Consider the following 25,635-nt stretch of genomic DNA (forward strand, 5'->3'; position numbering starts at 1 on the left):
ATCAGGGCTTTGTCGAACGCCGGGTCTGTGTTTTCCTGGAAACCCGTTTTAAGAGTTCCCGTGTCAGGTCCGTGAACGGCGCGTCTAGCGCATCACGGCGAGCAACGATCACATAATCGGTTCCCGCCTGCATGTCATCAGCAACATTGACGCGCACAGCCTCTTTCAGGCGGCGTTTGATGCGATTGCGGATGACGGCATTGCCGTTCTTTTTGGTGACGGTGAAACCGACGCGCGGTGGGCCAGCCTGGTCCTCGCGCTCCTTGACCTCGAGCAGGAAGTAGGCGCCGCGGCGCTTTTCTCCGTTCCGAACAGTCAAAAACTCCGCTCTCTTGCGAAGGCGGAGTGGTTTTTGCTCATTCATCGTGTAGTGCCAACTTTGGCAACCGCACCAAGTCGCGCGGTTTTGCCTTTATGCCGACAACCGCTTGCGACCGCGGGCGCGGCGCGCTGCGATTACCTTGCGGCCGCCAGCCGTAGCCATACGGGCGCGAAACCCATGGCGACGTGCGCGGACAAGCTTGGATGGCTGATAAGTACGCTTCATTTGTTAAATACCGCGGTGTGCGGCCCTTCTTGTGGTCTGTTCTTTGACAGGAGCATATCAGGACCGCCATTAGCGCATAAAAACACGCCGCCGGGGCGGTCAGCCCGGACGTGCGCGGCTTATAGAGGCCCGATGCCGAGAAGTCAATTCGTTGCCGTGATTCAAAATAGGCAAAAACGGCCAAGTGAATTATTGTGCTAATTCGTCAGGCGGCTTACACCGCCTGACGACGGAGATCAAATGGCTGCACCGGAACAAAAGTCTGCCGAAACGAGCGTGACACGGCACGCCGGACGACGCTTGCCCGTCTTCAAGCGCCTTTCGGGCAAGCTGCTGCTGCTCACCCTGCTCTTCGGCCTCGTCGCCGAAGTGATGATTTTCGTGCCGACCATGGCCGACATGCGCATTCGCTGGCTGTCGGATCGCCTCAATACCGTTGCCGCCGCGAGCGTCGTCCTTGCGGCAAACGACAGCGAGGAAATTCCGCGCACGGTGCAGGACGACGTGCTCCTCGCCACCGGCACGAAAGCAATCGCCTTGCGCGAAAAAGGCGCCTCGCGCCTGCTGGCCGTAGCGGAAATGCCGTCGAAGGTCGATCGCCACGTCGATATCACGGTGACCGACCCGATCACCGTAATTCGCGACGCTTTCGATACGGTAATCAACGGCGGCAACCGGATCATTCGCGTCTACGGGCCGATCGGCGACACGGGCAAGGTCATCGAGCTCCTGACCTCCGACGGGCCGCTGCGCAATGCCATGCTGCGCTATGCCGGCAATGTGGCACTCATCTCGCTGTTCATCTCGGCGATCACCGCCGGTCTCGTCTTCCTTGCCATAAGCCGTCTGCTGATCCGGCCAATCCAGCGCATGAGCGACAATATGCTCGCCTTTGCGCGCTCACCAGACGATCCGCAAAAAATCATCAAGCCCGAGAACCGCGAGGACGAACTCGGCATTGCCCAGCGCGAGCTTGCCGACATGCAGCGCCAGCTCCAGCGCACGCTTTCTGAACAGAAGCATCTCGCTGATCTTGGCCTTGCCGTCTCCAAGATCAATCACGACATGCGCAATATCCTCGCCTCGGCGCAGCTGATGTCCGATCATCTCGCCAATACCAGTGATCCGGCGATCCAGCGCTTTGTCCCCAAGCTTGTGCGCACGATCGACCGCGCCATCAATTATTCACAGACGGTTCTCGCCTATGGCGGAACGCAGGAGCCACCGCCGCAACGCCGGCGCGTGAAGCTGCGCACGCTTGTCAACGAAGTCGAGGAAATGCTCAGCATCGACCCGAAATCCGGTATTGAATTCAAGAATCTTGTGCCGGAATCCTTCGAGTTCGATGCCGATCCGGATCAGTTTTTCCGGATCATTCTCAACCTCTGCCGCAATTCGGTACAGGCCATGACCGGCGACACGCGCGACGACGACGCCATTATCAAGCGGCTGACAATAACGGCCGGCCAGATCGGGACGACATCGATCATCGGCGTCGAGGACACGGGGCCGGGCCTGCCCGCCAAGGCGCGGGAGAATCTGTTCAGGGCATTCAGGGGATCGGCACGCTCCGGGGGTACCGGACTTGGCCTTGCAATCGTACACGAGCTGGTACGGGCACATGGGGGAACAATTGAATTGCGTGACAATGAAGGGGCGGGAACGAGTTTCGAAATTCGCATTCCCGACCAGCCTATCTCGCTGGCCGAATGGCGTTCGCGTCGGGATTCGATTTCCTGATATGATGCGTTCGCATGTCTAATTTCATTACAACCTACTGGCCGCACATCTTTTTCGTGCTCTCGGTTCTTCTTGGTGTGCCGGCCGCTATCCATGCGACGATGACCAAGGAGGAGGTGCGCGCAGCGATTGGCTGGGTCGGCGTCATCATTCTCTCGCCGGTCATTGGCGCCGTCATCTATGCCGTTGCCGGAATTAATCGCATCCGGCGCTCGACCATCTCGTCGCAGCGCGAATTCCTGCGCGAGATTGGCCAGGATCAGCTCGTGCGCTTTCACGCGCGCGATCAGGATGTCCTTGCGCATTTCGAAAAGCGCCTCGCCACGATGAAGACGCTCGGCGATAGGGTCAGCCGCTGTCGGCTCACCACGGCAAACGACATCGACATGCTGCACGGCGGCGACGAAGCCTACCATGCCATGCTTGCGGAAATTCAGGGCGCGCAACGCAACATCCTGGTCGAAACCTATATTTTCGACCGCGACAAGATCGGTCTGCGCCTCGCCGACGCGCTCATTGCCGCAAAGAAGCGCGGGGTGGAAGTCAGGGTGCTTATCGATGCCGTCGGCGCGCGTTATTCGATACCGACGATCGTCGGCTATCTGGCGAAACACGGGGTCAAGGTCGACGTCTTCAACGGCAACATCATCATCGGCCTGCGCCTGCCCTATGCGAACCTTCGCACCCACAGGAAGATACTGGTCGTCGACGGCAGGGTCGCCTTTACCGGCGGCATGAATATCCGCGCCGGCTTCTCGCGCGAAATTTTTGGCGTAGACAACGCGCGCGACACGCACTTCCGGTTGACAGGGCCGATTGTCACCGACCTTTTCCACGTGGCGGCAGAAGACTGGCGCTTCACCACGCGTGAGCACCTTGGCGGCGAGGCCTGGGCCATTGAGCCGCCGACAAAGCAGCCGGGCCAGCCGGTGTTCATCCGGGTGGTGCCGTCGGGTCCCGATCGCAGCGTCGAAGCCAATCATCGCATGCTGATGGGCGCTTTTTCGGTCGCACAGCAACACATCCGCATCATGTCGCCCTATTTCCTGCCGGACCGCGAGTTGATCAGCGCGCTCGTGACCGCGGCGCGGCGCGGCGTCGAAGTCGATATCGTCGTGCCGTCGGTCAATAATCTCAAGCTGGTCGACCGGGCCATGACCGCGCAGTTCGATCAGATATTGAAGAGCCATTGCCGCATCTGGCGGGCATCCGGCAACTTCAACCATTCGAAGCTGCTTGCCATCGACGGCGCCTGGTCCTATGTCGGATCGTCGAACCTCGATCCGCGCTCGCTGCGGCTGAATTTCGAGGTGGATCTTGAAGTCATCGATGCACCGTTCGCTGCGGAAGTGGAGGCGCTGATCGACACGGCAATCGCCACGGCGAAACCGGTGCTCCTACAAAAGCTGCGGGCCCGCTCGTTCTGGGCGAGGCTGATCGACCGGATTATCTGGCTAGGTTCGCCCTATCTTTGATGGCATTCGTCTCGGCAATGGCGGCCTTGAGATCAATATGCGCCTTGATAGGGAGGTGATCGGAGGCGACGCGCGCAAGCGGCGTGTCGTGCACTTCGATCGCCGTGACGAGGCTGTGCGGATGGCCGAGGACACGGTCGAGCGCGAGCACCGGAAAGCGCGACGGGAAGCTTGGAACAGCGTTCCTCGCCGGATCGAAGATCGGCTTCAGGAAATGCAGGGACGATCCCTTGCCGACGCGCCATTCATTGAGGTCGCCGAGCAGGAGCGTCGGGCGCGAGGGGTCCGCATGCACCGCATCGAGGATCGCTTCCGTCTGCTGCTGGCGCGAATGCTTGAGCAAGCCAAGGTGGGCGGCAATGATGCGCAAGGGCCCCGCCTGAAGGTCGATATCGGCAACCAGCGCGCCCCTAGGCTCCAGTCCCGGCAGCACCAGTTGCTGTACGCGCTGAACGACGCCGGCGCGAAACAGCAGCAGATTGCCGTGCCAGCCATGGCCTTTCGGATAGAGCGACGCCACGGGCACGGGTATCAGCTTGTTCTCCCGTTCGAGGCGCGCCAGGTCGAGAAGCCCGCTGCGCTCGCCAAAGCGCTTGTCGGCCTCCTGGATGGCGACGACATCCGCGCCAATCTCGCTGATGACGTGCGCGATGCGGTCGGGATCGAACTTCTTGTCGATGCCGACGCATTTGTGAACATTATAGGAAGCGATGAGCAGGTCGCTGCGCACGACCTTGGTCGCGCCGATGGAGCGCTTGTTGCGGTTCCTGACCGCTGCGAGAATGCTGGCGGAGACGCTCGGTCTGAATGGCCGCGTCGGCTTCTTGCTATCCATCCGCTAGGAATATGTCGCAACGCGCAAGATGGCAAGCAAATGCGGATGGCTAAAACCTGTTCCCGACGAAATGCGCGAGTTGCGAACCGACTTCGTAATAGCCTTCGCGAACAGTGCGAAGACCCTGCTCCCGCGGCTGGGTGACCGGCAGCGGCAGGTCTGTTTCGCTGACCTTGCCTGCAACGTGCTCGGCAAGAATGCGGCCGAAGACCGTCCCGGGCGCGATGCCACGACCGTTATAACCGCTGAAACTGATGATCTTTGGGGCGAGCGTGTGGAAACGGGGCAGGCTGTCGCTGGTCATGCCGATCTGACCGTACCAGCCGGCTTCGAATTGCACATTCTTGATCTGCGGAAAAACCTTGCGGATCGAGCGTGCCGCCCAGGCCTTGTGCACGGCCATGCCGGTGCCGCGCAGGGCGCCGACGCTGCCAAACACCAGGCGCCCTGCCCTGTCCATGCGGAAGGAGCTCAGAATCTCCTTCGTATCCCAGCCGCCCTGCCGCTCGGGAAGAACAGTTTTCCGAATGTCTTCCGGCAATGGTGTGGTCGCAAAGTTGAAATAGGGCAGATGCAGGAGTTCGGCTCGCAATTGCGGCCACGGCGACGTCGTATAGGCGTTGGTCGCAACGATGATCCACTCGGCCGAGACGGTGCCCGATGGCGTGCGCACCAGCCAGCGATCGCCGCTCCGTTCGGTCCCAGTAACGGGAGAACCCGAATAGATCGCCGCGCCTCTGGAAAGCGCCGCTCGCGCAAGCCCGCGCACGTAGCCGAGGGGCTGGATCGTGCCCGCCCGGCTATCGAGAAGCGATGCGGCATAGGCGGTCGAGCCGACCTTCGCGGCGGTTTCGGCGGCGTTCAGCAGCCGTACGGCCGCTCCGCGCGCCAGCCATTGCTCGGCCCGCTGTTCGAGTTGTTTCACGCCGTCATCGCCGACGGCGCAGTGCAGCGTACCATTGCGTTCGAGTTCGCAATCGATCTCGAAACGGTCGACAAGGTTGAACACCGATTGCGGCGCATTGCCCAGAAGTTCAAGCAGCCTTTCACCGTGGACCTGCCCGAGAACGCCCGGCAGGTCATTCGGCATCACCCACATGCCGGCATTGACCAGGCCGACATTACGGCCCGAACCGCCGAAGCCGATCTCCACGGCATCGACGACTGCGACCTTGGCGCCCACATCGGCAAGGTGGAGGGCGGCAGAGAGGCCGGTGAAGCCCGCGCCGATGACCGCGACATCGACCGAAATATCGCCGCGCAAAGCTTCCGTCCGAGGCGCAGGCGGGGCGGTCTTTTCCCACAAGCCGTGGGAGCGTTCGTCATTGAGCATGGATCACCTGAACAGTCGGCCGAGGGCGTGCGGCACAATTACCTATGGTGGTTATAAAGCGCAATCTTGCAACCTGAAGTGAAATTCTTCGAAGACATTATGCGGTGAGCGAATGACCGGTGCCCGCGCGTTCGGACACCTGCTCGGCGATCCAGGTGACGAAGCTCTGCATCAGCGGATTTTCCTTCTTGTGGTCCGGCACGACGAGGTAGTAGCTGTTTTCCGTCCGCAATGGTTGATCGAAGAGGACGATAAGCCGCCCGGATGCAAGCTCCTGTTCGATCAGGTAGCGCGGCAGGAGCGCAAATCCGAGCCCGGCAAGCGCAGCCTCGATGACCATGGAAAAATGTTCGAACCGGTGGCCCTTGTAGGGGCTCGCAACGCTCACCTGCGCCGCTTCGAACCAGGAGGCCCATGATTTCGGCCGCGTCGAAATATGCAAAAGCGGCGCATCGGCAAGTTCGGCCGCTGCCTTGATCGGATTGGCCGTGCAGAGTTCGGGACTGCCCACCGGTACGATCAACTCGCTGCACAGATAGGTGCAGGTGGCATGCGCCCATACCGGCTGGCCATAATGGATGGCGAGATCGAACGGCTCGTCCTCGAAATCGAAGGGCCGCGAGCGCGAGGCGACGCTCAGTGCCATTTCCGGGTTCCTGCGCACGAAATCCGGAAGGCGCGGCATCAGCCAGCGGCTGCCGAACGTCGGCAGCGTGGCGATGCTTAGCGACGAGGCGGATTGCGAGGCGGCCATGGCCCGCAACATCGTCTCCTCGGTAAGACCAAGCAGATGCCGCACCTCTGGCAGGAATTTCTGCCCTGCCTCGGAAAGCACCACGCGCTGGCGAACGCGCTCGAACAGCAGCACGCCGATCTGGCTTTCGAGTTCGCTCATCTGGCGGCTCACCGCGCTCTGGGTCAGGGAAAGCTCTTTGGCCGCCTGCGTGAAGCTGCCATGGCGCGCCGCGCATTCGAACGTTTGCAATATGTCGATATCCGGGATCAATCGGCGGCTTAACTTCATTCCAATCTCGCATTAACCCAGTTTGATTCTTCGCAATCCGCAGGCAAGTGACCACTCTATAATCCATAACATGCATGAACGGAAAAAAATTGCCGTCGCAAACAATAACGGAAGCAGAGTTATGAATTCAGCCACGTTTACTTCAACGGACGTGATCCGCGCATCCTTTTCGACAGCGATGTCGGCCATGTACAGGACCGAGGTTCCCGCCTACGGAACGCTCCTCGAGCTCGTGGCGCAGGTGAACGTCGATACGCTCGCCGCTTCGCCGAAACTGCGCCACCGGCTGGAACAGACCGAGACGCTCGACCGCATCTCTGAGGAGCGGCATGGCGCTATCCGCGTCGGAACCCCTGCCGAACTTGCCATGCTGCGCCGTGCCTTTGCCGTCATGGGCATGTATCCGGTCGGCTATTACGATCTCAGCGAAGCCGGCGTGCCGGTCCATTCGACCGCTTTTCGGCCTGTCGGTGACGAAGCGCTGAAAATCAATCCATTCCGCGTATTCACTTCGCTCCTGCGCCTCGACTTGATCGACGACGGCGCATTGCGGGAGGAAGCGCGCAAGACCCTCGCAGCGCGCCAGATATTCACGGACAAGGCGGTTCTCCTGATCGAAAAGGCTGAAGCTGCGGGCGGCCTCGACGCTGCGGACGCCGCCCTGTTCGTCAAGGAAATCCTCGAGACGTTCCGCTGGCACGACCAGGCCAGCGTCAGCAGCGACCTCTACCGCCGCCTGCACGATGCGCACCGGCTGATCGCCGACGTCGTGTCGTTCAAAGGACCGCATATCAATCATCTGACCCCGCGCACGCTCGACGTCGATGCCGTCCAGAAGCTGATGCCGGCCCACGGCATCGCGCCCAAGGCCGTTATCGAGGGCCCGCCCACCCGCGAATGCCCCATCCTGTTGCGACAGACCTCATTCAAAGCCCTCGAGGAGGCGGTGTCGTTCCGGGATGAAGAGGGCACGTGGGCAAAGGGTTCGCACACTGCCCGCTTTGGCGAAATCGAACAGCGCGGAGTCGCGCTGACGCCGAAGGGCCGCGCGCTCTATGACCGGCTGCTTGCGCAGGCACGAGAGGTTGTGCGTCCTGCTCCCGACGGTTCGAACGCGGCCGCCTACATCGCCGCCCTCAGCGAAGCCTTCAAAGCCTTCCCGGACGATTGGAACACGATCCGTCAGCAGGGCCTCGGCTATTTCCGGTATACGCCCGTTGAAGGGTTCCCCCGGGCAGCGCTTTCGGCGCGCGAGCCGGCGAGCCTCGAAACGCTGGTCGCCATGGGCGCCGTCGTTTTCGATCCGATCGTCTATGAAGACTTCCTCCCGGTAAGCGCCGCCGGCATTTTCCAGTCGAACCTTGGCGATAACGGTGCGCAGAAATTTGCGGCAAGCCCGAGCCAGCAGGAGTTTGAAGCCCATCTCGGCATGCCGGTCCTCGACGAATTCGCCCATTACGAAGGCCTTGAGAAGGCGTCGATCGCCCGCTGCCGCCGCTATCTCCAGCCAGTCGCACTTGTAGATTGAGAAACTAAAACTTGGGGTCAGGACCTGCTAAGGTGGCTGACCCTCGAACATGGCTGGCAAAAGCCCGTCACGCATCCAATATCTCTGCCAGCCCGGCAGAAAGACAAATTAAGGGAAGCAAGATGACCATTGCTCAAGAAGTAAAGACCCTCCTTTCCAAGCTCGGCGTCGCCGAGGCCGCCTATACAGGCGGCGCGATGCCATCGTTCAGCCCGGTCACGGGCGAGAAGATCGCCGACATTGCCGTCCACTCGGCCGACGACGCCGCAAAGATCATCGACAAGGCCGATGCCGCATTCCGTGAATGGCGCCTTGTCCCCGCCCCGAAGCGCGGCGAACTTGTCCGTCTGTTCGGTGAGGAACTGCGCGCCCTGAAGAACGAACTCGGCCGCCTGGTTTCGATCGAAGCCGGAAAGATTCCCTCCGAGGGTCTCGGCGAAGTTCAGGAAATGATCGACATCTGCGATTTCGCCGTCGGTCTTTCGCGCCAGCTTTACGGTCTCACCATTGCAACCGAGCGTCCCGGCCACCGCATGATGGAAACCTGGCACCCGCTCGGTGTCGTCGGCGTGATTTCGGCCTTCAACTTTCCGGTCGCCGTCTGGTCGTGGAACACGGCGCTGGCCCTCGTCTGCGGCAATGCCGTCGTGTGGAAGCCGTCGGAAAAGACCCCGCTCACCGCTCTCGCCTGCGCGGCCATCTTCGAGCGTGCCGCAGCCCGTTTCGGCGAGGTTCCGGCCGGCCTGTCGCAGACGCTGATGGGCGACCGCACGATCGGCGAAGCCCTCGTCGACAACCGGAAGGTTGCGCTCGTTTCGGCAACCGGTTCCACGCGGATGGGTCGCGAGGTCGGTCCTCGTCTTGCAAAACGTTTTGCCCGCTCGATCCTCGAACTCGGCGGCAACAATGGCGGCATCGTCTGCCCCTCGGCCGATCTCGACATGGCGCTGCGCGCCATCGCTTTCGGCGCCATGGGCACGGCCGGTCAGCGCTGCACCACCCTGCGCCGCCTTTTCGTTCACGAGAGCGTCTATGCCGCCTTGGTGCCGCGCCTGAAGAAGGCCTATGAGAGCGTCAGCGTCGGCAGCCCGCTCGAGACTTCGGCCCTGGTTGGCCCGCTGATCGACAAGGGCGCCTATGACAACATGCAGAACGCCCTTGGCGAAGCACGCGACCATGGCGGCAAGGTCACCGGCGGCAACCGCATCGAAAACGGCCATGCCAATGCCTATTATGTCCGTCCTGCCCTCGTCGAAATGCCCAAGCAGGCAGGCCCGGTTCTCGAAGAAACCTTCGCGCCGATCCTCTATGTCATGAAATATGATGATTTCGACGCAGCGATCGCCGACCACAATGCGGTTGGCGCCGGCCTCTCCTCCTCGATCTTCACGCTGAACCTGCAGGAGGCAGAGCGCTTCCTCAGCGCCGACGGCTCGGACTGCGGCATCGCCAATGTCAACATCGGCACGTCAGGGGCGGAAATCGGTGGCGCGTTCGGCGGCGAAAAGGAAACCGGCGGCGGCCGCGAATCGGGTTCGGACGCATGGAAGGCCTATATGCGCCGCGCGACCAATACGGTGAACTATTCGACGGCCCTGCCGCTTGCCCAGGGCGTCTCCTTCGACATCGAATAAGTCCAGGGCATAACAAGCCGTTCCCGGTTTCATGCCGGGGACGGCTCCCTAACGGAGCGGAAATTCTGTCGGCCTATTCGACGATGGTGACAGGCGCCTCGAGCTTGGCGTGCTCGCTGGCGATCTTCGCCTGTCGCGCTGCGACGATTTCCGCATTGCTCGGCTTGAACCGGCCCTGCACGTCGAGAAATGTCGAATAGAAAAGACCAGCCAGAAGCAATATCGCCACGCCGTAGTCACACACCTTTACCAGGAACGAGCGCGCGTCTCTGCTGTCATCGTCATAGTAGTCTCGAGTTTTTTTCATGGCCCCAGTGCCTTATTGTTATACCCCCATCTATATTTTACGCCTCGCCATGACATCGGACAATTAATCAGTTAGGGGGGCATCAGCGGTGGCTGCGCTATCCCATCGACTACTATTTGGATTGGGACAGGAGTTAGGACCTAATACTGCGTGACTTCAGGTTGGCCCCTAGCGCGGTCGACGAGGACAATGCAAAATTCGCCATTGAAGCCTTGGCCCGCATCGGCTAGAAACGCTTCGCGCATGTAAGGCCAACGCCTTATATCAGCACCCGTAGCTCAGCTGGATAGAGTGCTGCCCTCCGAAGGCAGAGGTCACAGGTTCGAATCCTGTCGGGTGCGCCATTCTTCGATCCCCACCTCACCGTCTCCAGAAGCGCTTGGCGATCTCTTCCTCGACCTGCCAACTCGTCAGGCCGATATCGTCAATCAAATGCGGATTGTCCTTGGCCATTTGCGCAAGTGCCCAGCGAAAGCGGGCCCGCTCGCTCCATGCGGCCATTGTGCTGCGCAGCGCCGTCAGGCCGTAGTATCGGCGTGGTGCTTCTGCGGCCGCCAGGCGCGCTAACTTCCGTACCAACTGATGCGGGACCGGGGTAAAGGTGCGAATATCGTCCATGACAACCTCCTGATGGCTTCAGGACCTGAAGGCCCTAAAGAAGGGTGAATTGTGCAGGATGCGGTCGGCGTCGTAATTAAGCCCTGCCAAATAGTTCTCAAAACTTCCAAACGGAGCTGTAGTGGCATGTTTGGCGATCGTCCGCCTGTTGCTCAACGTTGTCGGCATGCAACCTCGTCCGCGAAGACGCGCATATCCTCGGGCGCCTCGAATAGCTTGAAGGTGCAGGGGGCAACGCTCGCAAACCCGGTCAACGATGCGGTCTCTTAAAGGCGTGCCCAAAGAGTTCTCAAAACGTTCCAAACCGGCTATATCCGCCATATGCAGGGATCGCGGTTTGCCTTTGGTCCGTTCGTGCTTGATCCGGGTGCGGGAACGCTCCTTCGGAACAATGAACCCGTTACCGTAGGCTATCGCGGGATAAAGCTGCTTGCGGCGCTCGTCGAACGGTCGGGCGAAATCCTCGGCAAGGCCGAACTGATGGACGCGGCATGGCCAGGCGTGGTCGTCGAGGAAGGCAACCTCACAGTCCAGATCGCGCAGCTGCGGAAGCTGCTTGGACCAGCAACCGATGGCGGCGAATGGATCTCCACCGTGCCGCGCGTCGGCTACCGCTTCACCGGCGCCATCGAAAGGCGCGATGGCCCGGCGCGAAAACCCCTGGCACTGCCCGATAAACCTTCGATAGCCGTGCTGCCCTTCGTCAATCTCAGCAACGATCACGCGCAGGAATCCTTCGCGGACGGGCTGGCCGAAGACCTGACCACGGACCTCTCGAGAATCGCGGGCCTTTTCGTTATCGCACGCAACTCGGCCTTCGCCTACAAGGGAAAGGCGACGAATGTGCGCGAGATCGCGCAGGAGCTTGGCGTGCGCTATCTCCTTGAGGGGAGTGCACGCCATGCCGGGGGGCGCGTGCGCATCAACGCCCAGCTGGTTGATGCCGTCAATGGCGATCACCTTTGGGCGGAACGCTTCGATCGCGGCCTCGAGGACATCTTTGCCGTCCAGGACGAGGTCACCGCCAAGATCGTCGAGGCCTTGCTCGGGCGGCTGCGCGCACCGCCGCCACGCAATCGGCCCAAGAGTCTCGAGGCGTACGATCTGTGCGTGCGCGCGCGCAAGCTGATCGACGATTCGCCGCAGACGGCGCGGGAAGCGCATCTTATGCTCACGCGCGCGGTTTCGCTCGATCCGGAATATGCGGAAGCCTATCGCTGGCTTGCCATGAACCACTGGATGGGCTGGGTGCATTGGGGCGATCCCATTGAACCGACGCGCCGCCTCGCCCTGGATCTGGCGCGCAAGGCCGTCGCGATCGACCCCAACGACGCCGGCTGCCGCTGGGTCCTCGCCAATCTGCTTGCCTACGAGCGCTGCTTTGCGGAGGCCGATGCGGAATTCGCCAGGGCGATCGAGCTTGACCCGAACGAGGCGGACACCTGGGCGACATTATCAGACATCGCGGTTCTGGCCGGGCGGGTCGAGGAAGGCCTTGAGCATATCCGCAAGGCGCTCCGGCTCAATCCGTTTCCGTCGGGCTGGTACTATCTGACGCTCGGCCAGGCGCAATACGCGGCCGGCGACTACGAAGCGGCCGTCGAGACGCTGCGCCGGGACGAGACGTATCGCACGAGCTCACGGCGGTTCCTTGCCGCAAGCCTTGCGCAACTCGGCCGGTTCGACGAAGCGCGATCCGAGGTCCAACTGTTCCTTGTCGCCAATCCGCATTTCACGACAAGCCGCTGGGCCGCGACAGAGCCGTTTCGCGACGACGCGACACGTGCGCATTTCGTCGATGGCTATCTTAAAGCCGGTCTTCCGGAGTAACGGACCGACAGACCTACTCCTCGGAGCGGCTTGTGGAATTGCGACCGCGCTCGTACCGCTTCGCCAGCGGGAACGGCGGCAACCAGGACTCGCGCCGCAGCGTCCAGCTTTCGTAGATCGGCATCAGTTGATCGGGGGCATCGAGCGACCCGAGATGCACTTCGATCTCGTCTTTGGTGCGTGCGAAGACCGACGAGCCGCAGCGGGGACAGAAAAACCGTCCGGCGTAATCGCGCGTTTCGCCATCGATCGCTACTGCGTCCTCAGGGAACACCGCAGCAGCGTAAAACAGGGCGCCATGATGCTTGCGGCAGTCGAGGCAATGACAGATCCCGACCCGGTATGGGAGCCCCGATGCCACAATTCGGACGCTGCCGCACAGGCAACCGCCAGTGAATCGTTGCATGCCATGCCTCCTTTAAAATCAAGCCGCCAGAATGGTTACAACGAACCCTGTCGAGCGTCCATGCACGATCCACCGCTCCTCGCGGCTAGCGCCCATTTTTTGCTGTTCCGCAATGACGAGAAATGTTTAAATATTCAATGGGATAGGAGAAGGGAAAGTGGCCGATGATGTTTGACCGGATTACGCGCATTGCGTTCGGTGTCGCAAGCGCATTCCTCATGCTGCTTGCGTTCGGGCTGATCGCCTATGCGGCCTATGAAGTCGTGCGCTCCCTCCTGATCGACAGAACCGACATTGGAGCAACGCTGCTCGAAGCCGTTGGCTATACAGTCATTGCCATTGCGGTGTTCGATGTCGGAAAATATCTCCTCGAGGAAGAAGCGATCCGTGGCCGCGAGATGCGGCAGGCGGCTGAAGCGCGCCGCAGCCTGACGAAGTTCATTTCCACGATCGCCATCGCCGTGTTCCTTGAGGGTCTCGTCGCCGTCTTCGAGGCCGGCAAGGAGGATCTGCGGATGATGATCTATCCGACGCTTCTGCTTTTCACCGGCGTCGCGCTTATCATCGGCCTTGGCATCTACCAGCGCCTGAGCGCCATGGTCGAGAACGAAACCAGCGATCCGGAGAGTTCAAAGAAGACACCGAAGGCAAGGGCGGCGCGCGGAGCCGCCTGACCTGCTGCGCCTTTCACGCATCACATATCGGAAGTCTTCACCCATTCGGCTGAGATTGCGGTCCGATCACCTGGCCTTCCGGCGCAGAAGGCGGTCTTTCGGTTTCCGTTACCCCTTATGGACAAATTGATTCCAGCGCCCGGCTGCGGTTGATTCAACGCTGCAACCGAGATTGGAAATATGGACTGGTCGGCGCTCTGGATTCTCACTCTTCTTTGTTTTGGAATGCTGGTTTACGGCCTGCTGGTGCCAGGGCGGTTCTATCATTTTCCATTTTTCGCAGCTGGCATCTTCCTCAGCTTCATCCTTCCGCAATTGCCCGGGCTTGCCAATAGCCGCTTCATTTCGGACGAGGCACTGACAAAAACCCTCCTGTTCTCGACGCTCTGCCTTGCCATGTGCGGCATAGGCTGGCGCTATGGCATGCGCGCCAGGCCAATGAAGGACCACGTTTACAGCGAAGACCATCTTTTGAAGGCTGCCGCAGTCCTCTCGGTGATCGGCGCCTATTTCTTCTATAAGTTCGGTCACCTTCCCGATGATCTTCGGCTGAAGGGCCAGCTTACGGGTCTCCCCGTCGCCTACCTGTTCTTTGCGCGGCTTCTCACCTACGGCCTCGCAATAGCGCTGGTCTGCTACGCGCGGCGCAGTTCGCCGCTCGCGCTTGGCATCATACTCTTCGACACGATCTTTTACCTAGACCGCATCGTCATTGCGGGGCGACGCGGCGAAACGGCTGAATTTTGCCTTATGATCGCGCTGGCCTTCTGGTTCCAGAAGCGTTGGGTGGTGCCGCGTATCGCTGTCGTCGCCGGCCTGTTCTTCGCTATCGTCGGCATGCTTGGCGCCGCCGAATACCGGCAGGCGACCTATTACGGGGCAACGCGCGACTGGAGCGCGGTGGCCGATATCAATCTTGCGGAAAACTGGAACCGTCTCCTCAAGGAGGGCGGACCGGAAATGACCAACGCCTTGATAGCCATCAACTACATCGATGAGACGCATGAATTCGACTACGGCATCGAACACTGGAACAGCATGGTCTTCACCTTCGTTCCGGCACAGATCTTTGGGCCCGAGTTCAAGAAATCGCTGATGATCCCGCAGGACTCCATGTTCGGGCGCTATACGCCGGGCGTCGGCGAAACGCCCACGGGCATGGCGGACGCCTTTGCATCATTCTGGTGGTTCGGATGCCTGAAATTCTTCCTGGTCGCCTATCTCATGGCGCGGCTCTATATGTCGGCTATGAAAGGCAACACTACCGCCCAGACAATCTACATGCTCTCGGCAGTGCAATCGATTCTCGTCATCACGCACTTCACCAACGAGATCGTCATCGCATGGGTCCATATGGCTATTTTCCTCGGGCCGGCGCTCTACTACGCGCGCATTCCCAATGCGCCGTTCTCCAAGTTCGCGGTGAACCCCGGCGGGTAGTCTTACCCTATAAGGCAGTGACCGCGCTCCTCAGTCCCCAGGCCAAAAGTTCCTCCGCGCGCACGTCGGAGGACGCTTCGGCATAACAGCGCAATTCCGGCGCATTGCCTGACGCACGAAAATGGATGACCTCACCGCTCGCGAGGACGACGCGAACGCCATCGATCGAATCGCATTCCCGAATGGTCCCGACTTCGGCAAAGAACCGCTCGCGGGCCTCGCCATCGAGGAGACCCTGGAGGAACGGACCGCTGGCGGTTGCGGAAACATGTTCAAGCCGCCCGCTGCGCGTGAAACGCGAAGGCAGGCCACCCAGAAGCTGCGATATCGTCGATCCGGTTCGTGCCGCCATGCCGAGAACGCTCATGACCGGGAGCACCGCATCGCGGGTCGGGAGCGCGTCGAGCCTGTGGCCATCGAGGTCTGCCGGAGAGCCGAGGAGCACACCGCCATTCGCCTCAAAGCCCACGACGCTATGGTAACCGTCCTTGAGCGCCCGCTGCATGCCCTCAATGACGTAGGGCGAGCCGACCTTCGTCCGGTAGACCCGCTTGAACAAGCCACAAAGCTCGATCGCCGTGTTCGACGTAACAGGCGTAACGACCGCATCCGCGCCGAGGAAATGCGCGGTCAGCAATCCAACACTGTCGCCACGCAAAAAATTGCCGCGCTCGTCGGCAATAAGCGGGCGGTCGGCGTCGCCATCCGTCGATACCAGAGCATCGAGCGAATTTTCTTTCGTTGCTGCGGCAGCAAGGTCCACATCCTCAGGACGCAGCGCCTCCGTATCCACGGGAATGAAAACGTTAGAGCGTCCTATCGCAACGACCGTGGCGCCTGCATGCGCGAGCAGATCGACGAGCACATCGCGCGCAACCGAACTATGCTGATAGACGCCGATACGCTTGCCCGCCAGGCTTCCTTTTCTGAGGATGGCACGGCCCCGCGCCAAATAGTTCTGCAGCGCTTCCGGTGAAATAGCAGGGATGTCCGCCGGACCCGGAGTGGCTGTCTGGTCGACGTCGAGGACCGCGAGGATACCCGCTTCGTCGGCCTTGTCGATTTCGCCGTCCGGGCGATAGAATTTCAAACCATTGCGGTCGTCGGGTATGTGGCTACCCGTCACCATGATGGCGGGGACTCCAACCCTCATCGCGCGAAGCGCCAGCGCGGGGGTTGGCAGCGGTCCGCAGTTTTCGGCTTTCATGCCAGTATCCGTTATGGCCGCCATGCAGGCGCCGGCGATACGCCGGCTGCTTGAGCGCAGATCATATCCGACAAGAACGGTGGCATCGGTAGCCGTGCCGAATGTGCCCTGCATGTGTTGCAGGAAGGCGCGCGTATAGGCCATGCAAACTGAATCGGTCAGATCCGTTACCAGTCCGCGCAGACCGCTCGTTCCAAATTTGAGACTGCTCATGGTTTTTCACGTTAGGGAAGAGGGCGACTTTGGAAACGCTACTATATGCAGCATTTTCTCCCTTGGACACCCAGACGTGCGTCTGCGACGGCCTAAGAAGCGTCCCGGTCCTTTACTTCCGCCAGGAGCCGCGACACGGTGGCTTCGGTTGAAACCTGCCAATCCGGCGCGCGCCAACCGAAAACCTTGAAAAACTTGTCCGTAGAAAGCCGCGAATTGAAGGGTCGCTTGGCCTTGGTCGGATAATCGGCACTGGCAATGTCGGCGACCTCGGCAAAAGGTCCGCCATTGTTGCGGCTCGATGCAAAGATTGCCCGGGCAAAGCCGCTCCAATTGATATTGCCGGTCCCCGCGAGATGATAGATGCCATAGCCAGTAAACGACGGTTCAACGTCGATGCGCCTGGCCGTCTCGATGATCGCGTCGGCAATATCGATTGCCGAGGTGGGGTTGCCCCATTGATCGCTGACGACCGAGACCTGGTCGCGCGTTTCGGCAAGGCGCAGCATTGTCTTGACGAAGTTCTTGCCGAAAGGGCTGTAGACCCAGGCCGTGCGCAGGATGATGTGCCGCGGATTGGCGGCGATTACCGCAGCCTCGCCATCAAGCTTGGTCCTGCCATAGACGCCCTGCGGACCTGTCGCGTCCGTCTCGGTGTAGGGCGCTTCACCGTCGCCCGCGAAAACATAGTCGGTTGAAAGATGGATAACCGGAACGCCGAGGTCGGCAGCGGCCCGCGCTACAGCACCGGCGCCAAGGGCATTGATTGCGTGGGCGAGATCAGGCTCGTCTTCTGCCTGATCGACCGCCGTGTAGGCGGCAGCCGAAACGACAATATCCGGCTTCGCCTCGGCAATGGCTGTGGCCACGGTTGACGGCACGGCAAGGTCGAGACCAGGGCGTCCGAGGGCAATGATTTCGATATCGCTATGGCCCGCAGCACGCTCGACGAGGCTGCGTACGACCTGCCCCTCGGTGCCGGTGGCAACGATCCTCATGCGCTCGCCTTGATGTCCGCGCCGAGACGCTCGCCTGCATACCGGCCGCTGCGGATCGGCTCCCACCACCATTCATTGGCGAGGTACCAGTCGATCGTCTTGGCAAGACCCGTCTCGAACGATTCCTGCGGGGTCCAGCCGAGGTCGCGCTCGATCTTCGAGGCATCGATGGCATAGCGGCGATCATGGCCGGGCCGGTCGGATACGAAGGTGATCAGGTCGCGGTAGCGCCCGCCACCCTTACGCGGCCGCTTCTGATCCAGAATATCGCAGATCGTTTCGACGACGTTCAGGTTGGTCTTTTCGTTGTGGCCGCCGATATTATAACTCTCGCCGACGGCGCCCTTGGTAACGACGGTCTCGAGCGCGCGCGCGTGATCCTCGACATAGAGCCAGTCGCGGACATTGGCGCCCTTGCCGTAGACGGGCAATGGCTTGCCATCGAGGGCGTTCAGGATAACGAGAGGAATCAATTTCTCCGGAAAATGGAACGGCCCGTAATTGTTCGAGCAGTTGGATAGCACCACTGGCAGGCCATAGGTCTCGTGCCAGGCGCGCACCAGATGGTCAGATGCTGCCTTCGATGCCGAATAGGGGGAAGACGGTGCATAGGGCGTCTCTTCGGTGAAGATGCCGCTGTCGAAGGGTAGGTCGCCGAATACCTCGTCCGTAGAGATGTGGTGAAAGCGGAAGGCGCTCTTTGCGTCGGCCGGCAATTCGCGCCAATAGGCCAGTGCGGCATTGAGCAGGCGGAATGTGCCGACGATGTTCGTCTCGATGAAAGCGCCCGGGCCATCGATGGAGCGATCGACATGGCTCTCCGCTGCAAGATGCATGACAGCGTCGATGTTCTCGCTCCGCAGCAGGTCCAGCATCGTCGCATCGTCGCAAATATCGGCCTGCACGAAGCGGTAGTTCGGATAGTTTTCGATCTGGCGCAGCGATGTGAGATTGCCGGCATAGGTCAGCTTATCGACGTTGACCACATGATTGCCCGGATTGGCTGCAAGCTGGCGACAAACCGCCGAGCCGATAAATCCAGCACCCCCAGTAACGAGAATCCGCATCAAATAAACTCCGTCAATAAATGAAGGTTTCAGCGTCGGCGAGCCGCGGCGCCGCGCGGTCCTTGTCCGAAAGCTGGATCATATCGGTGGCGATAGGCCAGTCGATGCCGATCTCCGGATCATCGAAGCGCATCGAACGGTCATGTGCCGGCGAATAATAATCGGTAACCTTGTAGACGACCTCGGTATTTTCCTCGAGCGTCATGAACCCGTGGGCGAAGCCCTTGGGAACGAGAATCTGGTTCCATTTCGCAGCGGAAAGTTCAAGCGCAACCCACTTGCCGAAGGTCGGCGAGCCTTTACGGATGTCGACCGCAACGTCGATGATCGAGCCGCGAACGACGCGCACCAGCTTGTCCTGCGCCTTCGGCGGCAATTGGTAATGCAGCCCGCGCAGCACGCCCTTGGCAACCGAAAGCGAGTGATTGTCCTGCACGAAGACGAGGTCGATTCCGGCATCCTTGAACAGGGACGCGTTATAGGTTTCCGAAAAGAAGCCGCGGTCGTCGCCGAAACGCTTCGGCGCGATCTCGAGGACGCCGTCGAGGCCGAGGGGACGGATATCAAGCATCTGTCGCAAGCTCCGCAATACGCCGGCGCAGATAGGCGGCATAGCCGGTCTTTCCAAGCTGCGCGGCCCGAGCCAGAACCTGCTCATCGTTGATCCAACGGTTCTGATAGGCAATCTCCTCCGGGCAGGCGATCATGACGCCCTGGCGGTGCTCGATCGTCCTGACGAAGGATGACGCCTCGTGCAGGCTGTCGTGGGTACCGGTGTCCAGCCAGGCATAGCCGCGCCCCAACCTTTGCACGTGCAGATCGCCGCGCTCGAGGTAAATATTGTTGACGGCGGTGATCTCCAGTTCGCCGCGCGCCGACGGCTTGATGTTGGCAGCAATGTCGACAACGTCGTTGTCGTAGAAATAAAGGCCGGTGACCGCCCAATTGGATTTCGGCTTCTGCGGCTTTTCCTCAATCGAGATAGCCCGCTTGGTTGCGCGATCAAACTCGACCACGCCATAGCGTTCGGGGTCCTCGACATGATAAGCGAAAACCGAAGCGCCCTTTTTGCGGTCGGCGGCTTCCTTGCACAATCGCGACAGGCCGTCGCCGTAATAAATATTGTCACCGAGCACCATGGCGACAGGGTCGTTGCCGATGAATTCGCGCCCGATGATGAAGGCTTCCGCGAGGCCGTTGGGCTGCGGCTGCTCGGCAAATGTCAAATTGAGGCCGAAATCGCTGCCATCCCCGAATAGGTCGCGGAATACCGGCAGATCGCGCGGTGTCGATATGATCAGAATGTCCCGGATACCTGCGAGCATGAGTACGCTCAGCGGGTAGAAGATCATCGGCTTGTCGTAAATCGGCAAGATCTGCTTTGACACCGCAATTGTCAGTGGATAAAGCCGCGTTCCGCTGCCGCCAGCTAAAATAATACCCTTCATGTAAGCCAAATTCCTACGTTATCGATAGCTTGGAACCGTTATCCTATCCGCTTGGATAGGACAACTCCTCAATGGGCGATCTCCCGCCAGAGGAGGTTTGCCGCTTAATGGGGAAAAGCGGCATGAAATCGACCGCGCCGCCCGACCGTCGCCATTTCTCGCTTCCGAATTGCGACAGGCAGTCACTATTAAGTCCCAATCTAATGTGCTAACCGCGAGGCTCTGCAAAAGGACGACAGAAGAGAGACTGCAATTCGATGGCCACAGCGACCTCGCAAAAGATGACGGCATGGCAAGATATTTCCGCGTCCCTTGCCAATTTTCGACTGGCGGCGCTGCTCGGATGGCAGGACGTTGCCCAGCGCTATCGCAGATCGAGCGTCGGCGCTTTCTGGCTCACGATCAACATGGGTGTGCTTATCGGCGCGCTCGGATTGGTTTTCGGCACGATCTTCAACACGCCCATGTCGGAGTTCCTGCCGTTCATATGCGTCGGCCTGATCATGTGGGGTTATTTCTCGAGCCTCGTGACCGAGGGTTGCGGCAGCTTCGTTGCCAATACCGAGACGATGCTGCAGCTTCCGATCCCGTTTTTCACCTATATCCTGCGGACCTGGTGGCGCAATACCATCATCCTCGCCCACAACATCATCATCTTCCCTCTGGTCCTCTTGATCTTCGGCAAGTTCGTCAATTTCGACGCGCTATTGGCCATTCCCGGCTTCATCCTGGTGTCGGTCAATCTGCTTTGGGTGATGGTCATTCTGGCGGTTCTGTGCACGCGCTATCGCGATTTGACGCAGATCGTCCAGAATATCATGCAGGTCGGCATGTATGTGACGCCGATCATGTGGATGCCGAAAAACCTCCCGGGCGGCGCGCGCTCGCAGCTCATGCTCGACTACAATCCGTTCTATCATCTCATCAGCATCGTGCGCGAACCCCTGCTCGGCGGCGTGGCAACACCGCTCAACTGGGTCGTCTCCATCGGCATGGCCCTTATCGGTTGGGTCGTCGCACTCCTGTTTCTTAATCGCTACCGCACCCGGATTACTTATTGGCTATGAACATTACATCCCCGCTCCAATTTGCGCAGGCAGACATGACGTCGTTGCACCTTGAAAATGTGACCGTGGATTTTCCGATCTACAACACGCGCAGCAGATCGCTGAAGAACCAGGTCATGAGTCTGGCGACGGGTGGCACCATCGGCTCGAACCCGGAAGGTCATGTCGTCATTCGCGGGCTCGAGAACGTCACGCTCAGCCTCAAGGAGGGTGAGCGGCTCGGGCTGATCGGCCATAATGGATCGGGCAAGACGACGCTCCTGCGCGTCATGAGCGGCGTCTACTACCCGTCCGGCGGCAATATCACCATCAATGGCAAGTGCACGTCGCTCATCAATATTTCGCTCGGCATCGACCCCGAGGCGACAGGCCGGGAAAATATCGGAATTCGCGGCGCGCTCCTCGGATTCAAGAAAAAGGAACTCGCAGAACGCTTGGCGGAAATCGAGGAATTCTCGGAGCTTGGCAACTTCCTCGACATGCCGGTGCGTACGTATTCAACCGGCATGCAGCTACGCCTTGCCTTCTCAATCTCGACAGTAATTCAGCCGGAGATCCTGATCATGGACGAATGGTTGGCGACAGGCGACGAAGGGTTCCAGCACAAGGCCAATGAGCGCCTGCACGATCTCGTCAACAAGACCAAAATCCTGATCATTGCCAGCCATTCAAGAGACCTGCTCGTGAAGAACTGCACACGCATTGTCTGGCTCGAACATGGGCGGGTCAAGATGGACGGCGATGCCGAGACCGTGGCCAACGCCTATTTCGGCCATCACTGACCGCCGCATACCTTCGATCAGATCTTGCCGAGAATCGCTGCCACATAGAGGCCAAGCTGCCCGAGCGCAGTCTGCCGATAGACACCGGATCGAACGAAATAGTAGAGCCGTCGCAAGGGCCCGCGTCCTCGGGCTTTGCTGAACTCGGCGAGGATACCGCGCGATTCTGCCGTAAGCAGGTCACGGCTTCGCTCAAGCCCCTGCAGATTGAGGTCGGTCCACTCGGAAAGACGTCCCTTGAAGAGCAGGCGCAACCGCTGCATGGCCGCCATAACGCCTATATTGGTTCCGAACTGATTGCGCACATGCTGGCGGTAGCGAATGAGCATTTCTGGGGAATAGCGAACCTCGCCGCCGGCCCCCGAAACGATCAGGTAGATCCACCAATCATGGCTGACGAAGCCGGTACGGCGCGAAGCGTCGGCAAGCAAGACACGCGCTGCATGATTGAAGAGCATGGTGTTGCCGCCCGCTAGACTCTGCGCCAGCGCATTTCTAAAGCTGGGTGAGCGCCTGAACAGCGCTGAAGGCGCGATGGTTTCGCCGTCTTCGGTTATCGCGAGGGTTCGCGAGCAGAACAAGCCGGGCGTAGACAAGGGGATTTTCTCGATCGAAGCAACTGACTTGGCTATCTTGTCGGGCTCCCAGATGTCGTCCTGATCGGAAAATCCGTAATAGTTGGAGATGATATCGGGATTGACGATCAGGGAGCGGAAGTTCTCCGCGTAGCCCTTGCACGGTCCAGGCAGGATAGTGAACCTGCCCTTCGACCACTTGCTGCGCCACACGTCCAGCACCTCCAGGGTAGCGTCGGTCGATCCGTCGTCCGAAACCCATATATCAATCGCGGGGTAGGTCTGGTTTTCGATCGAGGCCAGTTGCTCGTCCAGAAACTTGGCGCCGTTATAGGTTGCAAGGAGGATTGAAACCACTCCGGTGGATGGGGCGCCTGGCAATGCGTTAAAATCCCTGCTGAAGAATGTTCTGGCTGTCTCATGCAGATACAGCTTTTTTCCGTCGCGCATAGCCCAAAATCGCGATCGCCCCTCCTCGCCCCGCCGCCTGTTCCCGGCATTCGGCAAAACAAATGCCAAAAACATGCGATCGGGGGTTTGCATCCTCCAAGAATTCAACTATATGACGACCCGCACCGGCCGCTGCCGGTCGGCTGTTGGGGAATAGGTTAACGGTAGACCCACGGACTCTGACTCCGTTAGTCCTGGTTCGAATCCAGGTTCCCCAGCCAACTGATTTCAACACATTTTCTGATAATTGCATCGCCAGGCTCTGCACTGCTCGCGCACCACGTCTGTGCGATCGCCCCTGAGTGAGCGCGCCATGGACAGGCGTGACCGAACGGCGGCGGCACGGGCATCGGCGATCCACTGTTCCCACATTTATTGGAAACTAGACAACTGGTTAGCCTTTCGCCTGTCTCAACGAAGTTGACCCTATCGGCGCGTCGGAAGCCTGCCGTAAGTCAATAGTCGAACCGTACACAGGCGAGCGAGCGTTGCCGTCGTTATTGGCGCTACGCATGCTTATTACTCTTGCCAGCTCGGGCAGGAGGCCATCGCTGCGCCGCGCCGCGCAGCGATTGCGTGCATGCCGGTCAACAGGTTCTCCATGGGTCTCCGCCCCAGCTTGTATATGCTTTACCGTTGCACTCGCTCAAGCAGCGTGCCACCCGATTCCTGCACCCGCCGCAACGGCGATGGACAGCAAGGTTTTTGCCACCGCTCCGATAACCGTTGACGGTAAAATGGCGAGCGTGGCCTCGATAAGGGCGAGCGCTGTTGCCTTGCTGCAAATACGCTTGACGGGTCCGCCGGGCGTATCCGGCTTCCCAGCCAGCAAATTTCAGGAAATTTCTATCATCTTCGAGACATGCCTCGCGATGGCAAGGCAGGATGTGAGGCCGGGGCTTTCAATGCCGAAGAGGTTGACGAGGCCGTTCACGCCGTGCGTTTCTGGACCTTCAATGACGAAGTCTGCAGCGGGCTCACCATCGATCATCAGCTTCGGCCGTATGCCGCAATAGGCCGGCTGCAAGGCTTCGTCCGCAAGGTCCGGCCAATATTTGCGGATTTCGGCGTAGAAGCGATCGGCGCGCTGCGGGTCGACGGAATAATCTATCCCTTCGACCCATTCGACGTCCGGGCCAAATCGCATGCGCCCGTCGAGATCAAGGGTAAGATGCACGCCAAGCCCTCCCTCCTCCGGCATCGGATAGATCAAATGCTTGAAGGGCGTCCTGCCGGGTGCCGAAAAATAGTTTCCCTTGGCATAGCGGGCGCGCGGAACGAACCTCGGCGACAGACCGGCAATCGTTGAGGCCACGGTCGGTGCGTCGAGGCCGCAGGCGTTGACGAAGATCGTCGTGTGCAATTCGTAGCGCCGGTCGTTCTCGACGCCGATGGTCTCGAGCCGCAGCCCCTTATCATCGACCTCACCGCCCACTACTCTTGTGCCAAAGGCAATCGCTGCACCGTGGTCCTGCGCGTCGCCAAGCAGCGCGAGCATCAGTCCATGGCTGTCGATGATGCCCGTCGACGGCGAAAGCAACGCGCCATTGCAGGAAAGGTCCGGCTCCCGGCTTTTGGCCTCCGCTGCCGACAGTTCGACAAGATCGTCAACCCCGTTGGCGCGAGCGCGCGAGGCTATCGTCGCCAAAGTCCCGATCTGGTCCTCGTTGGTTGCGACGATCAGCTTGCCGCAGCGCTTGTAGGCAACGCCATGACTTTCGGCGAAAGCATACAGAGCCCTTCTCCCCGCAACGCAAAACCGCGCCTTGAGGCTGTTTTGCGGGTAATAGATACCCGCATGGATGACCTCGGAATTGCGCGAACTAGTCCCGGTACCGATGGTTTCCGCTGCCTCGACAACGAGCGTCTCGATGCCGCGCAGCGCAAGTTCCCGGGCAATCGCCAGGCCGATGACGCCCCCGCCAGCAATGACGCATTCGACGCGTTCCAACGTTTTTCAGTGCCTTCCGTGCGTTGCGAGCGGAGCAAGCTTGCGTTCGAGGCTTTGCAGTGTTTCCATGATCTGCAGCCCGACCCGTTCATAACATGGATAATGCAAAAGATGCTCGTTGTCCCAATCGGCAGGCGACAGGCCGTGGGGGCAGCAATCCTGGGGCGCGGAGTTCTTGAGTTCTGTAAGGTATTCCTGGACTGAAAAGGAGCTCGGCGGCGTGCCCGTTGCCACATGCATGAAAAGTGCACGCAGCCAGAACTGGGTGGCCATAAGTTCGATGCGTATTTGTTCGTCTTCGATCATGAAAATTCAGATCCCGCCGCAAGGGTTTAAAGCCATCTAACTAAAGACCTTTTTGTTATTGATTGATAATTCGGCTTGACGGATAGAGGACGCATCCAAAAGCGGACTGTCTGCATGCCCGCCACGGCAGTATTATAGCCGCGGTGCACGTTCGACCGATGTCAAGTGGCGTCGCGCTAC

Annotated in this window: 25 protein-coding genes and 2 tRNA genes; 11 read left to right on the forward strand and 16 right to left on the reverse strand. The window is 60.0% G+C overall.

What is annotated here, in order from left to right; all coding sequences use genetic code 11:
* Nucleotide 1: 1 nt before the first annotated feature.
* Nucleotides 2–364 carry a ribonuclease P protein component gene (rnpA, locus tag BLR72_RS17785; protein ID WP_091950689.1) on the reverse strand — a complete coding sequence of 121 codons (363 nt, stop codon included), beginning with the start codon at nucleotides 362–364 and terminating at the stop codon, nucleotides 2–4.
* A 48-nt stretch (nucleotides 365–412) separates the two neighbouring features.
* The gene (rpmH, locus tag BLR72_RS17790; protein WP_040853797.1) at nucleotides 413–547 is read right to left on the reverse strand and encodes a 50S ribosomal protein L34; all 135 of its coding nucleotides are present in this window, start codon (nucleotides 545–547) and stop codon (nucleotides 413–415) included.
* 240 nt (nucleotides 548–787) lie between these two features.
* Between rpmH and BLR72_RS17795 the strand changes: the two genes are divergently transcribed.
* Together BLR72_RS17795 and BLR72_RS17800 are read left to right on the forward strand one after the other, a co-directional pair.
* Nucleotides 788–2,287, forward strand: a complete 1,500-nt coding sequence (locus BLR72_RS17795) for a sensor histidine kinase (protein ID WP_091950691.1) — start codon at nucleotides 788–790, stop codon at nucleotides 2,285–2,287.
* Nucleotides 2,288–2,301: 14 nt separating this feature from the next.
* Nucleotides 2,302–3,762, forward strand: a complete 1,461-nt coding sequence (locus tag BLR72_RS17800) for a phospholipase D-like domain-containing protein (RefSeq protein ID WP_091950693.1) — start codon at nucleotides 2,302–2,304, stop codon at nucleotides 3,760–3,762.
* Here BLR72_RS17800 and BLR72_RS17805 read toward each other — a convergent pair.
* From BLR72_RS17805 to BLR72_RS17815, 3 genes are all read right to left on the reverse strand, one after another.
* Nucleotides 3,734–4,597: an endonuclease/exonuclease/phosphatase family protein gene (locus tag BLR72_RS17805; protein WP_091950695.1), complete on the reverse strand. Its 864-nt coding sequence runs from the start codon at nucleotides 4,595–4,597 to the stop codon at nucleotides 3,734–3,736. The two genes, BLR72_RS17800 and BLR72_RS17805, sit on opposite strands and share 29 nt — an antisense overlap.
* Before the next feature lie 49 nt (nucleotides 4,598–4,646).
* The gene (locus BLR72_RS17810) at nucleotides 4,647–5,930 is read right to left on the reverse strand and encodes an NAD(P)/FAD-dependent oxidoreductase (RefSeq protein WP_091950697.1); all 1,284 of its coding nucleotides are present in this window, start codon (nucleotides 5,928–5,930) and stop codon (nucleotides 4,647–4,649) included.
* A 97-nt stretch (nucleotides 5,931–6,027) separates the two neighbouring features.
* On the reverse strand, nucleotides 6,028–6,954 hold the full coding sequence (locus BLR72_RS17815; protein ID WP_091950699.1) for a LysR family transcriptional regulator: 927 nt from the start codon (nucleotides 6,952–6,954) through the stop codon (nucleotides 6,028–6,030).
* A 121-nt stretch (nucleotides 6,955–7,075) separates the two neighbouring features.
* Here BLR72_RS17815 and BLR72_RS17820 point away from each other — a divergent pair, with 121 nt between their 5' ends.
* Together BLR72_RS17820 and BLR72_RS17825 are read left to right on the forward strand one after the other, a co-directional pair.
* Nucleotides 7,076–8,482: a 2-oxoadipate dioxygenase/decarboxylase HglS gene (locus BLR72_RS17820; protein WP_091950701.1), complete on the forward strand. Its 1,407-nt coding sequence runs from the start codon at nucleotides 7,076–7,078 to the stop codon at nucleotides 8,480–8,482.
* Between the two features lie 122 nt (nucleotides 8,483–8,604).
* Nucleotides 8,605–10,116 carry an L-piperidine-6-carboxylate dehydrogenase gene (locus BLR72_RS17825; RefSeq protein WP_091950703.1) on the forward strand — a complete coding sequence of 504 codons (1,512 nt, stop codon included), beginning with the start codon at nucleotides 8,605–8,607 and terminating at the stop codon, nucleotides 10,114–10,116.
* A 73-nt stretch (nucleotides 10,117–10,189) separates the two neighbouring features.
* Here the strand turns inward: BLR72_RS17825 and BLR72_RS17830 are convergent, their stop codons facing one another.
* Nucleotides 10,190–10,423, reverse strand: coding sequence for a hypothetical protein (locus BLR72_RS17830; RefSeq protein WP_027230524.1), 234 nt, complete (start codon nucleotides 10,421–10,423; stop codon nucleotides 10,190–10,192).
* A 267-nt stretch (nucleotides 10,424–10,690) separates the two neighbouring features.
* On the opposite strand from BLR72_RS17830, the gene BLR72_RS17835 reads away from it, so the two are divergent.
* Nucleotides 10,691–10,767, forward strand: a tRNA-Arg gene (locus tag BLR72_RS17835).
* A gap of 16 nt (nucleotides 10,768–10,783) precedes the next feature.
* Here the strand turns inward: BLR72_RS17835 and BLR72_RS17840 are convergent.
* A complete protein-coding gene (locus tag BLR72_RS17840; protein ID WP_244506743.1) occupies nucleotides 10,784–11,041 on the reverse strand; it encodes a DUF1127 domain-containing protein in 258 nt (85 codons plus the stop codon).
* A 321-nt stretch (nucleotides 11,042–11,362) separates the two neighbouring features.
* On the opposite strand from BLR72_RS17840, the gene BLR72_RS17845 reads away from it, so the two are divergent.
* Nucleotides 11,363–12,871, forward strand: coding sequence for a winged helix-turn-helix domain-containing tetratricopeptide repeat protein (locus BLR72_RS17845; RefSeq protein WP_091950705.1), 1,509 nt, complete (start codon nucleotides 11,363–11,365; stop codon nucleotides 12,869–12,871).
* Between the two features lie 13 nt (nucleotides 12,872–12,884).
* Here the strand turns inward: BLR72_RS17845 and BLR72_RS17850 are convergent, their stop codons facing one another.
* Complete coding sequence (locus tag BLR72_RS17850; RefSeq protein WP_091950707.1) at nucleotides 12,885–13,277, reverse strand: GFA family protein; 393 nt, start codon at nucleotides 13,275–13,277, stop codon at nucleotides 12,885–12,887.
* A gap of 164 nt (nucleotides 13,278–13,441) precedes the next feature.
* Between BLR72_RS17850 and BLR72_RS17855 the strand changes: the two genes are divergently transcribed.
* Together BLR72_RS17855 and BLR72_RS17860 are read left to right on the forward strand one after the other, a co-directional pair.
* On the forward strand, nucleotides 13,442–13,951 hold the full coding sequence (locus tag BLR72_RS17855) for a GNAT family acetyltransferase (RefSeq protein ID WP_091950709.1): 510 nt from the start codon (nucleotides 13,442–13,444) through the stop codon (nucleotides 13,949–13,951).
* Nucleotides 13,952–14,131: 180 nt separating this feature from the next.
* Complete coding sequence (locus tag BLR72_RS17860) at nucleotides 14,132–15,391, forward strand: hypothetical protein (protein ID WP_091950711.1); 1,260 nt, start codon at nucleotides 14,132–14,134, stop codon at nucleotides 15,389–15,391.
* Nucleotides 15,392–15,398: 7 nt separating this feature from the next.
* On the opposite strand, the gene BLR72_RS17865 is transcribed toward BLR72_RS17860, so the two are convergent.
* From BLR72_RS17865 to rfbA, 5 genes are all read right to left on the reverse strand, one after another.
* Nucleotides 15,399–16,811, reverse strand: coding sequence for a phosphomannomutase (locus BLR72_RS17865; protein ID WP_091950712.1), 1,413 nt, complete (start codon nucleotides 16,809–16,811; stop codon nucleotides 15,399–15,401).
* A gap of 92 nt (nucleotides 16,812–16,903) precedes the next feature.
* A complete protein-coding gene (gene rfbD / locus BLR72_RS17870; protein ID WP_091950714.1) occupies nucleotides 16,904–17,809 on the reverse strand; it encodes a dTDP-4-dehydrorhamnose reductase in 906 nt (301 codons plus the stop codon).
* The gene (rfbB, locus tag BLR72_RS17875) at nucleotides 17,806–18,876 is read right to left on the reverse strand and encodes a dTDP-glucose 4,6-dehydratase (RefSeq protein ID WP_091950716.1); all 1,071 of its coding nucleotides are present in this window, start codon (nucleotides 18,874–18,876) and stop codon (nucleotides 17,806–17,808) included. The genes rfbD and rfbB overlap by 4 nt, the downstream gene beginning before the upstream one ends.
* 13 nt (nucleotides 18,877–18,889) lie before the next feature.
* Entirely contained in the window at nucleotides 18,890–19,447 is a 558-nt protein-coding gene (rfbC, locus tag BLR72_RS17880; protein WP_091950718.1) for a dTDP-4-dehydrorhamnose 3,5-epimerase, read from the reverse strand.
* A complete protein-coding gene (rfbA, locus tag BLR72_RS17885) occupies nucleotides 19,440–20,324 on the reverse strand; it encodes a glucose-1-phosphate thymidylyltransferase RfbA (protein ID WP_027230532.1) in 885 nt (294 codons plus the stop codon). Before rfbA ends, rfbC begins: the two co-directional genes overlap by 8 nt.
* 257 nt (nucleotides 20,325–20,581) lie before the next feature.
* On the opposite strand from rfbA, the gene BLR72_RS17890 reads away from it, so the two are divergent.
* Both BLR72_RS17890 and BLR72_RS17895 read left to right on the forward strand, forming a co-directional pair.
* The gene (locus BLR72_RS17890; RefSeq protein ID WP_210183739.1) at nucleotides 20,582–21,391 is read left to right on the forward strand and encodes an ABC transporter permease; all 810 of its coding nucleotides are present in this window, start codon (nucleotides 20,582–20,584) and stop codon (nucleotides 21,389–21,391) included.
* 35 nt (nucleotides 21,392–21,426) lie between these two features.
* Nucleotides 21,427–22,173, forward strand: coding sequence for an ABC transporter ATP-binding protein (locus BLR72_RS17895; protein WP_091950858.1), 747 nt, complete (start codon nucleotides 21,427–21,429; stop codon nucleotides 22,171–22,173).
* A 17-nt stretch (nucleotides 22,174–22,190) separates the two neighbouring features.
* Here BLR72_RS17895 and BLR72_RS17900 read toward each other — a convergent pair whose 3' ends face one another.
* Nucleotides 22,191–23,105, reverse strand: coding sequence for a glycosyltransferase family 2 protein (locus BLR72_RS17900; protein ID WP_244506744.1), 915 nt, complete (start codon nucleotides 23,103–23,105; stop codon nucleotides 22,191–22,193).
* Between the two features lie 240 nt (nucleotides 23,106–23,345).
* On the opposite strand from BLR72_RS17900, the gene BLR72_RS17905 reads away from it, so the two are divergent.
* A tRNA-Gln gene (locus BLR72_RS17905) sits at nucleotides 23,346–23,419 on the forward strand.
* Between the two features lie 614 nt (nucleotides 23,420–24,033).
* Here the strand turns inward: BLR72_RS17905 and BLR72_RS17915 are convergent.
* The gene (locus BLR72_RS17915; RefSeq protein ID WP_091950724.1) at nucleotides 24,034–25,149 is read right to left on the reverse strand and encodes an NAD(P)/FAD-dependent oxidoreductase; all 1,116 of its coding nucleotides are present in this window, start codon (nucleotides 25,147–25,149) and stop codon (nucleotides 24,034–24,036) included.
* A 6-nt stretch (nucleotides 25,150–25,155) separates the two neighbouring features.
* Entirely contained in the window at nucleotides 25,156–25,455 is a 300-nt protein-coding gene (locus BLR72_RS17920; RefSeq protein WP_027230538.1) for a hypothetical protein, read from the reverse strand.
* Nucleotides 25,456–25,635 lie beyond the last annotated feature (180 nt).

Source organism: Phyllobacterium sp. YR620, assembly GCF_900104165.1.
GTDB lineage: Bacteria > Pseudomonadota > Alphaproteobacteria > Rhizobiales > Rhizobiaceae > Phyllobacterium > Phyllobacterium pellucidum.

Coding starts and splice junctions, on each gene's coding strand:
- rnpA (WP_091950689.1), bottom strand. CDS start 364: ATGAATGAGCAAAAACCACTCCGCCTTCGCAAGAGAGCGGAGTTTTTG.
- rpmH (WP_040853797.1), bottom strand. CDS start 547: ATGAAGCGTACTTATCAGCCATCCAAGCTTGTCCGCGCACGTCGCCAT.
- BLR72_RS17795 (WP_091950691.1), top strand. CDS start 788: ATGGCTGCACCGGAACAAAAGTCTGCCGAAACGAGCGTGACACGGCAC.
- BLR72_RS17800 (WP_091950693.1), top strand. CDS start 2,302: ATGTCTAATTTCATTACAACCTACTGGCCGCACATCTTTTTCGTGCTC.
- BLR72_RS17805 (WP_091950695.1), bottom strand. CDS start 4,597: ATGGATAGCAAGAAGCCGACGCGGCCATTCAGACCGAGCGTCTCCGCC.
- BLR72_RS17810 (WP_091950697.1), bottom strand. CDS start 5,930: ATGCTCAATGACGAACGCTCCCACGGCTTGTGGGAAAAGACCGCCCCG.
- BLR72_RS17815 (WP_091950699.1), bottom strand. CDS start 6,954: ATGAAGTTAAGCCGCCGATTGATCCCGGATATCGACATATTGCAAACG.
- BLR72_RS17820 (WP_091950701.1), top strand. CDS start 7,076: ATGAATTCAGCCACGTTTACTTCAACGGACGTGATCCGCGCATCCTTT.
- BLR72_RS17825 (WP_091950703.1), top strand. CDS start 8,605: ATGACCATTGCTCAAGAAGTAAAGACCCTCCTTTCCAAGCTCGGCGTC.
- BLR72_RS17830 (WP_027230524.1), bottom strand. CDS start 10,423: ATGAAAAAAACTCGAGACTACTATGACGATGACAGCAGAGACGCGCGC.
- BLR72_RS17840 (WP_244506743.1), bottom strand. CDS start 11,041: ATGGACGATATTCGCACCTTTACCCCGGTCCCGCATCAGTTGGTACGG.
- BLR72_RS17845 (WP_091950705.1), top strand. CDS start 11,363: ATGCAGGGATCGCGGTTTGCCTTTGGTCCGTTCGTGCTTGATCCGGGT.
- BLR72_RS17850 (WP_091950707.1), bottom strand. CDS start 13,277: ATGCAACGATTCACTGGCGGTTGCCTGTGCGGCAGCGTCCGAATTGTG.
- BLR72_RS17855 (WP_091950709.1), top strand. CDS start 13,442: ATGATGTTTGACCGGATTACGCGCATTGCGTTCGGTGTCGCAAGCGCA.
- BLR72_RS17860 (WP_091950711.1), top strand. CDS start 14,132: ATGGACTGGTCGGCGCTCTGGATTCTCACTCTTCTTTGTTTTGGAATG.
- BLR72_RS17865 (WP_091950712.1), bottom strand. CDS start 16,811: ATGAGCAGTCTCAAATTTGGAACGAGCGGTCTGCGCGGACTGGTAACG.
- rfbD (WP_091950714.1), bottom strand. CDS start 17,809: ATGAGGATCGTTGCCACCGGCACCGAGGGGCAGGTCGTACGCAGCCTC.
- rfbB (WP_091950716.1), bottom strand. CDS start 18,876: ATGCGGATTCTCGTTACTGGGGGTGCTGGATTTATCGGCTCGGCGGTT.
- rfbC (WP_091950718.1), bottom strand. CDS start 19,447: ATGCTTGATATCCGTCCCCTCGGCCTCGACGGCGTCCTCGAGATCGCG.
- rfbA (WP_027230532.1), bottom strand. CDS start 20,324: ATGAAGGGTATTATTTTAGCTGGCGGCAGCGGAACGCGGCTTTATCCA.
- BLR72_RS17890 (WP_210183739.1), top strand. CDS start 20,582: ATGGCCACAGCGACCTCGCAAAAGATGACGGCATGGCAAGATATTTCC.
- BLR72_RS17895 (WP_091950858.1), top strand. CDS start 21,427: ATGACGTCGTTGCACCTTGAAAATGTGACCGTGGATTTTCCGATCTAC.
- BLR72_RS17920 (WP_027230538.1), bottom strand. CDS start 25,455: ATGATCGAAGACGAACAAATACGCATCGAACTTATGGCCACCCAGTTC.